General features: G+C 67.8%; 11 protein-coding genes. 3 read left to right on the top strand and 8 right to left on the bottom strand.

Features of this window, described 5'->3' with window-relative positions; all coding sequences use genetic code 11:
- Positions 1–125: 125 nt before the first annotated feature.
- Both LDO13_RS05825 and dxr read right to left on the bottom strand, forming a co-directional pair.
- The gene (locus LDO13_RS05825) at positions 126–1,457 is read right to left on the bottom strand and encodes a site-2 protease family protein (RefSeq protein ID WP_224049087.1); all 1,332 of its coding nucleotides are present in this window, start codon (positions 1,455–1,457) and stop codon (positions 126–128) included.
- An 18-nt stretch (positions 1,458–1,475) separates the two neighbouring features.
- Entirely contained in the window at positions 1,476–2,660 is a 1,185-nt protein-coding gene (gene dxr / locus LDO13_RS05820; protein ID WP_224049086.1) for a 1-deoxy-D-xylulose-5-phosphate reductoisomerase, read from the bottom strand.
- 113 nt (positions 2,661–2,773) lie between these two features.
- Here dxr and LDO13_RS05815 point away from each other — a divergent pair, with 113 nt between their 5' ends.
- The gene (locus LDO13_RS05815) at positions 2,774–4,243 is read left to right on the top strand and encodes a lipase maturation factor family protein (protein ID WP_224049085.1); all 1,470 of its coding nucleotides are present in this window, start codon (positions 2,774–2,776) and stop codon (positions 4,241–4,243) included.
- Between the two features lie 102 nt (positions 4,244–4,345).
- Here the strand turns inward: LDO13_RS05815 and LDO13_RS05810 are convergent, their stop codons facing one another.
- From LDO13_RS05810 to LDO13_RS05800, 3 genes are read right to left on the bottom strand one after another with little or no spacing between them, the layout of a single operon-like run.
- Complete coding sequence (locus LDO13_RS05810) at positions 4,346–5,878, bottom strand: tripartite tricarboxylate transporter permease (RefSeq protein ID WP_224049084.1); 1,533 nt, start codon at positions 5,876–5,878, stop codon at positions 4,346–4,348.
- Complete coding sequence (locus tag LDO13_RS05805; protein WP_224049083.1) at positions 5,871–6,392, bottom strand: tripartite tricarboxylate transporter TctB family protein; 522 nt, start codon at positions 6,390–6,392, stop codon at positions 5,871–5,873. Before LDO13_RS05805 ends, LDO13_RS05810 begins: the two co-directional genes overlap by 8 nt.
- 2 nt (positions 6,393–6,394) lie before the next feature.
- On the bottom strand, positions 6,395–7,429 hold the full coding sequence (locus LDO13_RS05800) for a tripartite tricarboxylate transporter substrate-binding protein (protein WP_224049082.1): 1,035 nt from the start codon (positions 7,427–7,429) through the stop codon (positions 6,395–6,397).
- A gap of 173 nt (positions 7,430–7,602) precedes the next feature.
- Between LDO13_RS05800 and LDO13_RS05795 the strand changes: the two genes are divergently transcribed.
- Together LDO13_RS05795 and LDO13_RS05790 are read left to right on the top strand one after the other, a co-directional pair.
- Positions 7,603–9,183: a sensor histidine kinase gene (locus LDO13_RS05795; RefSeq protein ID WP_224049081.1), complete on the top strand. Its 1,581-nt coding sequence runs from the start codon at positions 7,603–7,605 to the stop codon at positions 9,181–9,183.
- The gene (locus LDO13_RS05790; protein WP_224049080.1) at positions 9,180–9,914 is read left to right on the top strand and encodes a response regulator; all 735 of its coding nucleotides are present in this window, start codon (positions 9,180–9,182) and stop codon (positions 9,912–9,914) included. Before LDO13_RS05795 ends, LDO13_RS05790 begins: the two co-directional genes overlap by 4 nt.
- Positions 9,915–11,077: 1,163 nt before the next feature.
- Here LDO13_RS05790 and LDO13_RS05785 read toward each other — a convergent pair.
- From LDO13_RS05785 to LDO13_RS05775, 3 genes are read right to left on the bottom strand one after another with little or no spacing between them, the layout of a single operon-like run.
- Positions 11,078–11,911 carry a CoA ester lyase gene (locus LDO13_RS05785; RefSeq protein ID WP_224049079.1) on the bottom strand — a complete coding sequence of 278 codons (834 nt, stop codon included), beginning with the start codon at positions 11,909–11,911 and terminating at the stop codon, positions 11,078–11,080.
- Positions 11,912–11,915: 4 nt separating this feature from the next.
- Positions 11,916–12,464 carry a MaoC family dehydratase gene (locus LDO13_RS05780; protein ID WP_224049078.1) on the bottom strand — a complete coding sequence of 183 codons (549 nt, stop codon included), beginning with the start codon at positions 12,462–12,464 and terminating at the stop codon, positions 11,916–11,918.
- A complete protein-coding gene (locus tag LDO13_RS05775; RefSeq protein ID WP_224049077.1) occupies positions 12,461–13,222 on the bottom strand; it encodes a CoA transferase subunit B in 762 nt (253 codons plus the stop codon). Before LDO13_RS05775 ends, LDO13_RS05780 begins: the two co-directional genes overlap by 4 nt.

Below are 13,222 nucleotides of genomic sequence, written 5' to 3'. Positions count from 1 at the left end.
TAGTCCTCCCGGGTCGACTCACGGCCCAGCCCTCCGAGATCGCCGGAAAGCTGCCAAAATCGCCGTGCAGTGTCGGCGAGCTGGCGGCTTCCGGCGATCTCGCGGTTTCGACCTGCGCCGCCGCGTCAGCCGAAGAGGTTGACCGGTTTGACGATGTCCGCGTAGATCAGCAGTGCGCCCATGCCCATCAGCAGCACCGCCACCACATAGGTGACCGGGAGCAGCTTGGCGATGTCGAAGGCGCCGGGGTCCGGGCGGCCGAAGAGCATGGCAATCCTGCGGCGCGCCCCTTCGTAAAGCGCGCCGGCAACATGGCCGCCGTCGAGCGGCAGCAGCGGAATGAGGTTGAAGACGGCCAGGGCGAAGTTAAGCCCGGCCAGGAGCCCCACCAGGGTGGCCACCCGGGACTGCATCGGGACCTGCTCCATCGCGGCGACCTCGCCCGCCACGCGCCCCACGCCGACCACGCTGATAGGTCCGTTGGGGTCGCGGGGCTCCTCGCTGAACGCTGCCTGGGCCACACCGGCAACACGGGCCGGCAGGTTCAGGACGACGCCGGTGATCTGCTTGATGTTCTCGCCCGCCATCGGCAGGACGGTCGACGCCGGCTGCGGCACGAGGGCGGTCTGCGCGCCGATGCCCAGGAAGCCGACGTCCTGGTACTGCAGGGTGCCGTCGGCGCTCTTGGCCTGCCGGCCGTCGTCGCCCACCACGGGACGCGCGGAGAGGACCGGGGTGACGGTGGTGGTGACCGGGACGCCGTCGCGCTCCACCGTGATGCTGACCTGCTTGTCCGCGGAGGCGCGGATCCAGCCGGTGAGCTGGTCCCAGCTGGTGACGGCCTTGCCGTCGAAGGAGGTGATGACGTCGTTGGGCAACAGCCCCGCGGAGGCGGCGGGCGTGAGCTTGCAGTCGGCGGAGTCCGGGTCAACGGTTTCGCCGGCCTTGACCTGGCATTTGGAGACGTCGGCGATGGTGGTGGTCTGGGTGGCAATGCCGAAGCCCATCAGCAGCACAGCCGTCAGAGCGAGGCCGATCAGCATGTTCATGGCCGGGCCGCCGAGCATCACAACGACCTTTTTCCAGACCGGCAGTTTATAGAAGACGCGGTCCGCGTCGGCGGGACCGACTTCCTCGTGCGCCAGTGAGCGGGCGTCCGAGGCGAGGGACTGGAACATGCCGGTGCTGGAGGGGCGCACGGTGCCGTCGTCCTTATTCGGCGGATACATGCCGATCATGGAGACGAAGCCGCCCAGCGGAATGGCCTTGAAGCCGTATTCGGTTTCGCCCTTTTTGCGGGACCAGAGCGTTGGCCCGAACCCGATCATGTACTTCGTGACGCGGACCTTGAAGAGCTTGGCGGGCAGCAGGTGGCCCACCTCGTGGAGGGCGATGGACACGGCGATGCCGATCGCCACAAAGACGACACCGAGGATAAAGAGGAGGACGGGGCTCATGCTTCGATCTGCTGCTTCCTAGACGCTTCTGAGGGCTAAACGTTCGTGGGTGCGGGCACGTGCCCATCTTTCAGCATCCAGCACGGACTCCACCGTCAGCCCGGAGGAACCTGTGTGTTCGCTGAGTACCGCTTCGATCGTATCGACGATGTCGGTGAACCGGATCCGCCCTTCGTGGAAAGCCATCACGGCTTCCTCGTTCGCGGCGTTGAAGACGGCCGGGTAGGTACTCCCCTGCCTGGCGGCATCCTTGGCGAGCCCGACGGCGGGGAACGCTTTGGTGTCGAGCGGCTCGAAAGTCCAGCTGGTGGCCTGGGTCCAGTCGCACGGCCGGGCCGAGCCGGGGACGCGATCCGGCCAGCCGAGGCCCAGGGCGATGGGCAGGCGCATATCGGGCGGGGATGCCTGGGCGATGGTGGAGCCGTCGATGAACTGGACCATCGAGTGGACCACGGACTGGGGGTGGACCACGACGTCGATCTTCTCCAGCGGGATGTCGAAGAGCAGGTGCGCCTCGATCACTTCGAGTCCCTTGTTGACCAAGCTGGCGGAGTTGGTGGTGACCATCAGGCCCATGTCCCAGGTGGGGTGGGCCAGGGCGTCCTGCGGGGACACATCGTGCAGTTGGTCGCGGGTCCTGCCGCGGAAAGGGCCGCCGGACGCCGTGAGGATCAGCCGGTCCACCTCCGCCGCCGAGCCGGAGCGCAGGCACTGGGCGATGGCAGAATGCTCCGAATCGACCGGGACGATCTGGCCTTCGCGGGCCGCCGCCTTGACCAGCGCGCCGCCGACAATCAGGGACTCCTTGTTGGCCAGTGCCAGGGTTGCCCCGGACTTGAGCGCCGCCAGGGTGGGGGCGAGCCCGATCGAGCCGGTGATGCCGTTGAGGACGACGTCGGCCTCGATTTCAGCGATCCGGGTGGAGGCGTCCGGGCCGGTGATGATCTCGGGGCGGTAGCCTGTCACGCCGGCCGCACCGGCGGCGTCGTCGATCAGGACCTGGAGGGCCTTCGCGTCGCCGGACGCGGTGCCTACGGCCCGGGCCTGGGTGTGGACGGCCTGCCGGGCCAGGAGTTCGAGGTTGCCGCCGCCCGCGCTGAGCGCGACGACGTCGAAAAGGTGCGGGGCGCCGTCGACGACGTCAATCGCCTGCGTGCCGATGGAACCGGTGGACCCGAGGAGGACGATCTTGCGCGGCTGCATGGTTCCAGTATCCCGCACCGCGTTCGGTGCTCGGGTTCCCATCGAGGCCGGGGTGGCGCCGTCCGGTGGCGCCGTCCGTTGACGCCCCCGACCGCAGGCGTAACGTGGGGATCGTGGAGTGGACGGCCTGGTTTGACGCGCCGGAGTACGAGTTCGCCCGGCAGGTGCTGCAGCGCGGCATCGCCGCCATTTATTTTGTGGCCTTCCTGTCCTCGTTCAACCAGTTTCCGGCCCTTCTCGGCGAGCGCGGCCTGTTGCCGGTCCCAGATTACCTGGCACGCTCCCGCCGGCTGCGCAGGCCCACCCTGTTCAGTTGGCGCTACTCGGACCGGCTGCTGGGGGCCGTCTGTGGGGCCGGCATGGCGATTGCCGCCACGATCGTCCTGGGCCTGCCTCAGCTGGGCCCGCCGTGGGTTCCGATGCTGGCGTTCCTGGCCCTGTGGCTGCTGTACATGTCGATCGTCAATGTGGGCCAGACGTTCTATGGCTTCGGCTGGGAGATGCTGTTGCTGGAGGCCGGGTTCATTGTGGCCTTCCTCGGCTCCGACCAGGCTCCCCCGCCGCGGACCATCCTGATCCTGCTGGCCTGGCTGGTGTTCCGGCTCGAGTTTGGTGCCGGCATGATCAAGATCCGCGGCGGCCGGGAGTGGCGCGACCTCACCGCCCTGTACTACCACCACGAGACCCAGCCGATGCCGGGTCCGCTCAGCCGGCAGGCGCATTTGCTGCCCAAGGCGTGGCACAGGCTGGAGGTCCTCGGCAACCATTTCGCCCAGCTGGTGGTGCCGTTCTTCCTCTTTGCCCCGCAGCCGCTGGCCAGTGCGGCGGCGGGAATCATTATTTTCACCCAGCTCTGGCTGGTGGCGAGCGGGAACTTCGCCTGGCTCAACTGGATGGCGATCCTGCTCGCCTTCGCCGCGGTCAGCGACCCCGTGGCGCATGCCGTGGTCCCGGCAATCCCGCTCGACTGGCACGCGGCGGCCGGCACGGGTGCGGGTTCCGGGACCCAGGCGCCGGTCGCGTGGCTGGTGGTGGTTCTGGTCGCCACAGTGCTCCTGGTGGTGCTCAGCTACCGCCCGGTCCAGAACCTGGTCTCCCACTACCAACTGATGAACGCGGCCTTCAACCGCTGGCAACTGGGGAACACCTATGGCGCCTTTGGCACGGTCACCAAGCAGCGGATCGAAATCGCGGTGGAGGGAACGCTCGACGCCGAGCCCGACGACACTGCGGACTGGCGGGAATACGGCTTCCGCGGCAAGCCCGGCGACGTCCGCCGCATCCCGCGCCAGTGGGCGCCGTACCACCTGCGCCTCGACTGGCTGATGTGGTTCCTGCCGCTGCGCACCGTGCACGAGGAGTGGTTCTACGCCTTCCTGGCCAGGCTGCTGGAGGCCGACCGCCGCACCCTGCGGCTGTTGCGGCATGACCCGTTCGACGGCGCCCGGCCACACTGGGTGCGGGCCCGCAGCTACCTGTACCGCTTTGCCACCCGGAAGGAGTTCCGTGCCACCGGCGAGCGCTGGGTCCGGATCCCGCTCTACGAGTCCATCCCGCCGCTGTCCCTGCCGCCGGAGGACTGAGTTCCGTGCACAGAAGGCCGGGCACAGAGCCGCCGGACGCAGAAGGCCGGAATGGTGGTCACCATTCCGGCCTTCTGCGGCGAATCGGGAGGAGCCTGCCGTCTAGACCGACAACTCGTCCTTCACCGGCGCTGCCTCCAGGGAAGCCTGCCGGCGGCGGAGCCACCAGGAGCCGACGAAGATCAGCGCCATGGAGACATAGACCACCACCGCGAACGGCGATGAGAACAGGGCCGCGGGATCGTTCTGGGACAGCTGCAGCGAGCGCCGCAGCTGCACTTCGAACATCGGCCCGAGGATCATCGCCACCACCATGGGCGCCACGGGATAGCCGTAGCGGCGCATGAAGTAGCCCAGGATGCCCACCACCAGCAGGATGCCGACGTCGGCCGCGGCGAAGTTCACCGAGAAGGCGCCCAGGGCCGCGAAGACCAGGATGCCTGCGTACAGGTAGGGCCGCGGGATCTGCAGGATCTTCACCCAGAGCCCGACCAGCGGCAGGTTGAGCACCAGCAGCATCAGGTTGCCGACATACAGCGAGGCGATCAGGGTCCACACGAGAGCGCCCTGGTTCTCGAACAGGAGCGGCCCGGGCTGGATCTGGTAGCGCTGGAACGCGGTGAGCATCATGGCCGCTGTCGCCGTCGTCGGGATTCCGAGCGTCAGCAGCGGGACCAGGACGCCGGCGGCAGCGGCGTTGTTCGCCGCTTCCGGACCCGCGACGCCTTCGATGGCCCCCTTGCCGAACTGTGCCTTGTTCGCGCCCTTGGCCAGTTTCCGTTCCGCGGCGTAAGACAGGAAGGTGGAGACGTCCGCGCCGCCTGCGGGCACCGTGCCGATCGGGAATCCGATGAAGGTGCCCCGCAGCCAGGGCTTCCAGGACCGTTTCCAGTCCTCCCTGGACAGCCAGGCGTTTTTGCCCTTGCTGACCGGGATGACCTCGACCGGCCCGTGCCGCAGCTTGGAGGCCACGTACAGGGCCTCGCCGAGGGCGAAGAGGCCCACAGCCACCAGGACCATGTCGATGCCGTCAACGAGCGTGGGGTTGTCGAAGGTGAACCGCTGCTGCGCGGTGCTGTCGTCGATGCCGATCATCCCGATGAACAGCCCCAGCGCCAGTGACGCGAGGCCGCGCAGCACGGAGGCGCCCAGCAGGGCGCCGACGGTGAGGAACGCCACCACCATAAGTGCCACGTAGTCCACGGGCCCCAGGCCCACGGCCAGTTCCGCGACGACGGGCGCCAGGAAGGACAGCAGCACGGTCGCGATGGTGCCGGCGACGAACGAGCCGATCGCCGCCGTCGCCAGTGCCGCGGCGCCCCGGCCTGCCTTGGCCATCTTGTTGCCCTCGAGCGCCGTGACGATCGAGGACGATTCGCCGGGCGTGTTGAGCAGGATGGACGTGGTGGAGCCGCCGTACATGCCGCCGTAGTAGATGCCGGCGAACACGATCAGGGCGGCCGCGGGATCCAGCGCGTAGGTGATGGGCATCAGGAGCGCGACGGTCATCGCCGGACCGATGCCGGGCAGCACGCCGACGGCGGTGCCGACGAAGACGCCGCCCAGGGCGTACAGCAGGTAGACCGGCTGAAGCGCCGTCGAGAAGCCCTCCAGGAGCAACATGAAGCTATCCATGGAAGAACGGCACCCCCTCAAGCAGCGGCCCCGGCGGCAGGGAGACGCCCAGCAGTCCGCCGAAGACGTACTGCAGCACGAGCGCCAGCACCACGGAAATTATGACCGCCTTCCAGAGCGGTTTGGCCTCAAGCGACCACGCCGCCCCGCTGAACAGCACGGCCGCGGCAACGGGCCAACCGGCCGGTTCGATCAGGAAGATGTGGAGGACCACGAAGCCCACGAGTTTCGCCAGGGCGATCCAGTCGGTCTTGGCGGTGGCGTCGAGGTCTTCGCTTTCCTCGGCCTGGCCTACCTTGCCGCGGAACACCTGGGCGACGATGCCCGTGCCGACGATCACCAGCATGGTGCACACGATGTAGGGGAAGGCCCGCGGGCCGATGCCGGTCTCCGACGGCGGGATCGGAATGGATCCCGCCGCCAGGAGGCCGGCCGCGCCCACGCTCACGAACACCAGGGCGAAGAGGATCTCCCCCGTGGGCCGCTTCGCGGGCGTGCTGACTTGGACGGACATTGTTACTTGACCAGGCCGATCTCAGTGAGAGTGGTCTTGACCTTGGCGATGTCCTCGGTGAGGAAGGTCTTGAAGCCGTCACCGGCGAGGAAGGCGTCGTCCCAGTTGTTCTTGGCCAGGGTGGCCTTCCAGGCCTCCGTGCCGTGCAGCTTGGTGACAACCTCGGTCAGCTTCGCCTTCTGCGCGTCATCGATGGACCCCGGCGCCACCACACCGCGCCAGTTGGTCAGTACGACGTCGATGCCCTGGTCTTTCAGCGGCTTGACGCCCGGCAGGGCCGGCACCTCGGACGTGCCGGAGACGGCGAGCGCCCGGACCTTGCCGGCTTTGACCTGCTCGGCGTACTCCCCAACGCCGGAGATGCCGGCCTGGACCTTGTTGCCGAGCAGGGCAGCGATCGATTCGCCGCCGCCGGAATAGCCGATGTAGTTGAGCTTGTCCGATGCGACGCCCTGGGACTTGAGGATCTGGCCGGCCAGGATGTGGTCCGCGCCGCCGGCCGAACCGCCGGTGATCGCCACGCCCTTGCCGTTGGCCTTGATGTCGTCCACGAGGTCCTGAACGGACTGGTACTTGGACGACGCGGGGACCACCAGGACCAGGGGCTCCTCGGTCAGGCGCGCAATCGGGGTGGTGTCTTCCAGCCGGGTCTTGGCGGCGTTGGTTTCCACGGCGCCCACCATGACGTAGCCCATCACCATAAGGGTGTTGGCGTCCTTTTCGGTGGCAAGCTTGGCCAGGCCGTTCGTGCCGCCGCCGCCGCCGATGTTGCTGACCTGGGCGGAGGTGACGAGTTTGTTGGACTGCAGGTCCTGCTGCATCGCACGGCCCGTCTGGTCCCAGCCGCCGCCCGGGTTGGCCGGAACAATGATGCTGAGCTTCTTGATGGGGTCGGCTGCCGCACCGCTCTGGCCTGCCGCCGCGCCGCTGGCACCGCCGGCACAGGCCGACAGGGCGAGGACGACGCCGGCCGCCCCGGCAGCGAGCGCAGCACGGCGGGTGAAGCTGGGCAGCGTGAAATTGTAGTGGGAGGTCATGGTTTCTCCTTGTTGAAATGTGACGCACGTCATCGGAATCACTTCCCAGAGACTAGGAGCGGCCCGGCGCGGGGGCCAGAATTTGGCCATAGAGGTAGTAGTGGTCATATTGGTCACGGCCCGGAGCCCGGGTTTGGGACGTGGGGGCCGGCGCCGGATGGGAAACTTGTGACATGGTTCACAGGATTCCCTTACGCTTCCAGCTGGTGGCGCTGCAGCTCGCCATTGTGCTGGCCGTCCTGACGGCAGTGGGGGCCGTGACCATCCGGATGCAGGAACAGCAGCTCAGGGACGCCTACAAGGGCAGGCTGATCGGCGTCGCCGAAAGTGTGGCCCGGCTGCCCTCGGTGGTGCATGCTTTCGGGACCCCGCAGCCGGCCCAGATCATCCAGCCCATCGCCGAGGTCATCCGGCAGGCATCGAACGTCACCTACGTGGTGGTGACGGACCGGAACGGCGTCCGGCAGTCCCATCCGAACCCGGCGGAAATCGGCAGGCCCGTTTCCACCGATCCGTCAGTACCGCTGTCCGGCGAGATCTACGTCGGCACCCAGACAGGAACCCTGGGTGAATCCTGGCGGGTCAAGGTTCCCATCTTTGACGGCGGCGGCACCGTGATCGGCTCGGCCTCGGTCGGCGTGCTCGAAACCACCCTGGCCGAGGACCTCTACGAGGACCTTCCGCAGCTGTTCGGCTGGCTCCTCGGGGCGGCGCTGCTCGGATCGCTGGGGGCGATGTACATCTCCAAGCTCGTGTGGCGCCGGATCTACAAGCTGGAGCCGGAGGAGATCGCTGCGCTCCTCGAGACCCGCGACGCGATGCTGCACGGCCTGGGCGAGGGACTGGTCGCCGTCGACGCCGACGGTAACGTGGCGCTGGTCAACGACGAGGCCCGCCGGCTGCTGGGCCTAGGCGGGGAGATCGCCGGAAAGCCAGCCAGCGAATGCCTGGAACCCGGGATCCGCCGGATGCTGACGGCCGGATCAGCCACAGAGGAGCTGGTGCTCTCCGGGGAGCGGATCCTGCTGGGCAAGGTCAACGCGGCGACGGTGGACGGCCGGGAGGTCGGCAAGGTCCTTATTCTCCGCGACCGCACCGAGCTCCATACGATCCTCCGCGACCGCGACGGCGCCCTGGACGTGACGCAGGCACTCCGGGCCCAGGCGCACGAATTCGCCAACAAGCTGCACGTCATCTCGGGCCTCCTGGAGCTGGGCGAGCAGGACAAGGCCGTCCAGTACCTGGGCCGGAGCCACAGCGACGCCGCCTTCGTCAGCCGCCCGCTCGCCGCAGGAATCACCGATCACGATGTCCGGGCGCTGCTGATTGCCAAGTCCACGGTCTGCGCCGAGCGCGGCGTCGAGCTCCTTGTCAGTCCGGATTCGGTGTGCACGCCGGACGGGACCGGGGACGTCATTACGGCCCTGGGGAACCTGGTCGATAACGCCGTGGACGCCGCCGGCTACGACAGCACCGTGGCTGTCCGGCTGGAGGAGTCTCCCGACGGCGAGCGCACCATCACGGTCGAGGACGACGGCCCCGGCGTGCCAGAGGCCGAGCGTGCGGCCGTCTTCGAGGCCGGCGTCACCACCAAACCCGCCGAAGGGATCAACAGCCGCGGCTTTGGGCTGGCGCTGGTCCAGCGGGTGGCCCTGCGCCGGGGCGGCGGGGCCGCGGTGTCGCAATCCGCGCTGGGCGGCGCCTGCTTTACGGTGGTACTCAGGACAAGAGAGGCGGAACTACAAAAACAATGAGCCCCATTCGCACCCTCATCATTGACGATGACGTGGCAGTCGCCGGGATCCACCACGGGTTCCTGCTGGCCCGCGGCGGCTTCGACGTCGTCAGCCTGGCCCACACAGGACAGCAGGGGCTCGATCTGGCGGCGGAGCTGCGGCCGGAACTGGTCCTGCTGGACATCCACCTCCCGGACATGTCCGGCCTGGACGTGCTCCAGCAACTCCGCGGCCGCCAGCAGGCCCTGGACGTCCTGGTGATCACGGCGTCGAGGGAGCTGGAGACGGTCCGGGGCGCCATGGCCGGCGGGGTGCTGCACTATCTGGTGAAGCCCTTCACCTCCCAGGCGCTCAATGAACGGCTCGACGAGTATCTGCTCCTTCGCCGGGAGCTTGCCGCGGGCGGGACTGCCGGCCCGCTGGACCAGGACAGCATCGACCGCCTCGTTGCGCCGACCCGCCGGGCCACCGCCGCGGACACCATGGCGGGGCCGGCCGGCGAGCGGCTGGCCGAGCCGTTGGCGAGGCTGCCGAAGGGGTTGTCCAGGCCCACACTGGACGCCGTAATCGACGCGCTCAAGTCCAGCCCGGAGGATGTCTCGGCGGCCGGGATGGCCGTCCAGCTCGGCTTGTCGCGGGTCAGCGCCCGGCGCTACCTCGAGTATCTGGTCATCCACGGCTTCGCCCGGCTCACCCCCCGCTACGGTGCTGCGGGGCGGCCGGAGAACAGGTACTTGTGGAAGCGCTGAGCATGCCCAGACTTTGCGGTGGACTCCGCTGAGCATGTCCACCTTTCACAGCGGACACCACGGAGCATGCCCACTAGATGCGCAGGGCTGCACTGAGCACGCCAAATCGTCACGTTTGAATCCCTCGCGGACCCCGGCTCCGAGCAATCAGGCACCCATCTGACGCAAATGGCCGCTAAACGACCCGCCATAGCGGCCATTCGTGGCGAATCGACGACGAGGTGCAGACCTCTTGGCCCCACCGCTACTACCCCACGGAGCAAGCCAGGACACCCCGCGGCACGTGCTGAGCACCAGGTGCACGCATCTGACGCAAATGGCCGCTAAACGACCTGCCATAGCGGCCATACGTGGCGAATCGACGAAGTGCAGACCTCTTGGCCCCACCATTACTACCCCGCGGAGCAGGCCGGGACGCCCAATGGCACATGCTGCGCACCAGCGTGCACCCATCTGACGCAAATGGCCGCTAAACGACCTGCCATAGCGGCCATATTTGGCGAATCGACGAAGTGCAGACCTCTTGGCCCCACCATTACTACCCCGCGGAGCAGGCCGGGACGCCCAATGGCACATGCTGTGCACCGAGGTGCACCCATCTGGCGCAAATGGCCGCTAAACGACCCGCAATAGCGGCCATACGTGGCGAAACGACGAGGTCCGGACGCCAAGACTGCGCCCTTGCCACCCCACGGAGCAAGCCAAGCCACCCAAGGGCACGTGCTGAGCACCAGGAACACCCATCTGACGCAAATGGCCGCTAAACGACCTGCCATAGCGGCCATACGTGGCGAATCGACGAAGTGCAGACCTCTTGGCCACACCGCTACTACCCCACGGAGCAAGCCAGGACACCCCGCGGCACGTGCTGAGCACCAGGTGCACGCATCTGACGCAAATGGCCGCTAAACGACCTGCCATAGCGGCCATACGTGGCGAATCGACGAGACACCCACCGCGGAACACGATCACCGGCCCGCGGAGAAACCAAGGGCGCCGGTCAATGGCACGTGCAGCGCACGAAAGTGCACCCATCTGACGCAAACGGCCGCTAAACGACCCGCCATAGCGGCCATTCGTGGCGAATCGACGAGGTTCGAACCCCGGCGCCCGGGCCGCAGCCACACTCCGAGCCGGCAAGACGTAAGCCGTAGCCTCAGAAGCTAGCGCCCGGCGCGGCGGAGCGTGGATTCGGCGTGCTTGAGGATGGGCCCGTCGATCATCTTGCCGTTGAACTGGAAGACACCAGAGCCTGCATCGGCGGCTGCGGCCAGCAGTTCGGCGGCTGCCGTGACCTCAGCCTCGGACGGCGCGTAGGCCCCGCGGACCACGGCCACCTGGTTCGGGTGGATGCACGCCTTCGAGCCAAAGCCCGAGGCTACGGCGTCGCGGGCTTCGACGGCGAGGCCGTCAAGGTCCGGGATGTTGACGTAGACCGAGTCGACGGCTTCCTTGCCGAACGCGCGGGCGGCCAGCAGCACGGTGGAGCGGGCGTGCAGCGCGACCGCACGGTAGGCGCCGTCGTCGGTCCTGCTGGAGGTGCCGCCGAGCGAGGCGAGCAGGTCCTCGGCGCCCCACATCAGCCCGACCACGTTGGGTTCGGCAGCGATGGCGGCGGCGTTCATGACCCCCAGCGCCGTCTCGCAGAGCGCAATCACGCTGTAGCCCTCAAGTTCTTTGAGCTGGGCGGCACTCTCGGCCTTGGCCAGCATGATGTGCCGGTAGGGCGTGTGCTTGAGGCAGTGCAGGTCCTTCTCGAACTCCTCCGTGCCGGCAGGGTTGATCCGGACGATCGTGCGGCTCGGGTCCAGCTCGGGGACGTCCCCCGTGGCGCCAAGCTGGGCGAGGATCGCGCCGCGGGCCCGCTGCTTGTCCGCCGGCGCGACGGCGTCCTCGAGGTCCACGATCACGGCGTCGGAGCGCTCGGCCGCCTTTTGGTAGCGCTCGGGGCGGTCGGCGGGGCAGAACAGCAGGGCGGGGCCCATCAGGAAACTCATGGATCTATTCTGCCCTTTTGTGCGCGTTCCGGGCTTCGGAATGCGCATCCCGTGTCCACATCAGGCAGCTGCGGGTGGCTAGGGCCACGACCTCGCCGTGCTGGTTCCGGCCGGTGTGCTTCATGGTCACAATCCCCTGGCCGGGGCGGGAGGACGACAGCCGCTTCCCGGTCACCACGGTCTCCGTGTACAGGGTGTCGCCGTGGTACATCGGGTGCGGGAAGGACACGTCCGTGAGCCCCAGCTGCGCGATGATGGTGCCCTGGGTCAGCTGCGGCACGGACTGCCCCACCACAGTGGCCAGCGTGAACATGGAGTTCATCAGGCGCTGGCCGAACGGCTGCTCCGCGCTCCAGGCGGCATCGAGGTGCAGGGCCTGCGTATTCATGGTCATGGTGGTGAAGATGACGTTGTCCGCTTCGGTGACGGTCCGGCCGGGCCGGTGCGCGTAGACCACGTCCTCCTCGAGCTCGTCGAAGTACAGTCCGCGCTGTTCAACGACGCGGGGTTCAATGGCGCGGGGTTCGGCCGCGTGCTGGGAATTCGTTGTCATACCGTCAGTTCCTGGTCTTCCTCGAAGAGTTCGGCTCCGGTGGCCGCGGCCACGTCCTCGGCCGTCACGTTGGGGGCGAGTTCACGCAGGACCAGCCGGGACGTGCCCCCTTCCGTCACGACGTCGATCACCGCCAGGTCCGTGATGATGCGGTCGACGCAGCCTTTGCCGGTCAGGGGCAGCGAGCACTTTTCCACGATCTTGGGCCGGCCGTTGCGGTCCACGTGCTCCATCATCACGATCACCTTCTTGGCGCCGAACACCAGGTCCATGGCGCCGCCCATGCCTTTGACCATCTTGCCCGGGATCATCCAGTTGGCCAGGTCACCGTTCCGGGCCACTTCCATCGCGCCGAGCACGGCGACATCCACGTGACCGCCGCGGATCATCCCAAAAGAGGCGGCGGAGTCGAAGAACGCGGCGCCCTTGTTGACCGTGACGGTTTCCTTGCCGGCATTGATCAGGTCCGGATCCACCGCGTCCTCGGCCGGGTAGGGTCCGACGCCGAGGATTCCGTTCTCGGAGTGCAGCACCACCTCGACGCCGGCGGGGATGTAGTTGGGAATCAGTGTGGGCATGCCGATGCCAAGGTTGACGTACTGCCCGTTCTGCAGCTCCCGCGCCACCCTCGCGGCCAGTTCGTTGCGCGTCCACCCCTTGCCCTCCACACCGGCGGGATGCCCGACGGCGGGGGGCCGGTATTCGTGGCGGACCGCTTCGGGACGGGGCGGTGCGCCCGGCAGGCTGTTGGATTCCAT

This window comes from Arthrobacter sp. NicSoilB4, from assembly GCF_019977335.1.
Taxonomy (GTDB): Bacteria; Actinomycetota; Actinomycetes; order Actinomycetales; family Micrococcaceae; genus Arthrobacter.
This window is presented reverse-complemented; position numbering and strand designations above follow the sequence as displayed.

Coding starts and splice junctions, on each gene's coding strand:
- LDO13_RS05795 (WP_224049081.1), top strand. CDS start 7,603: ATGGTTCACAGGATTCCCTTACGCTTCCAGCTGGTGGCGCTGCAGCTC.
- dxr (WP_224049086.1), bottom strand. CDS start 2,660: ATGCAGCCGCGCAAGATCGTCCTCCTCGGGTCCACCGGTTCCATCGGC.
- LDO13_RS05810 (WP_224049084.1), bottom strand. CDS start 5,878: ATGGATAGCTTCATGTTGCTCCTGGAGGGCTTCTCGACGGCGCTTCAG.
- LDO13_RS05780 (WP_224049078.1), bottom strand. CDS start 12,464: ATGACAACGAATTCCCAGCACGCGGCCGAACCCCGCGCCATTGAACCC.
- LDO13_RS05800 (WP_224049082.1), bottom strand. CDS start 7,429: ATGACCTCCCACTACAATTTCACGCTGCCCAGCTTCACCCGCCGTGCT.
- LDO13_RS05825 (WP_224049087.1), bottom strand. CDS start 1,457: ATGAGCCCCGTCCTCCTCTTTATCCTCGGTGTCGTCTTTGTGGCGATC.
- LDO13_RS05775 (WP_224049077.1), bottom strand. CDS start 13,222: ATGGAATCCAACAGCCTGCCGGGCGCACCGCCCCGTCCCGAAGCGGTC.
- LDO13_RS05790 (WP_224049080.1), top strand. CDS start 9,180: ATGAGCCCCATTCGCACCCTCATCATTGACGATGACGTGGCAGTCGCC.
- LDO13_RS05805 (WP_224049083.1), bottom strand. CDS start 6,392: ATGTCCGTCCAAGTCAGCACGCCCGCGAAGCGGCCCACGGGGGAGATC.
- LDO13_RS05785 (WP_224049079.1), bottom strand. CDS start 11,911: ATGAGTTTCCTGATGGGCCCCGCCCTGCTGTTCTGCCCCGCCGACCGC.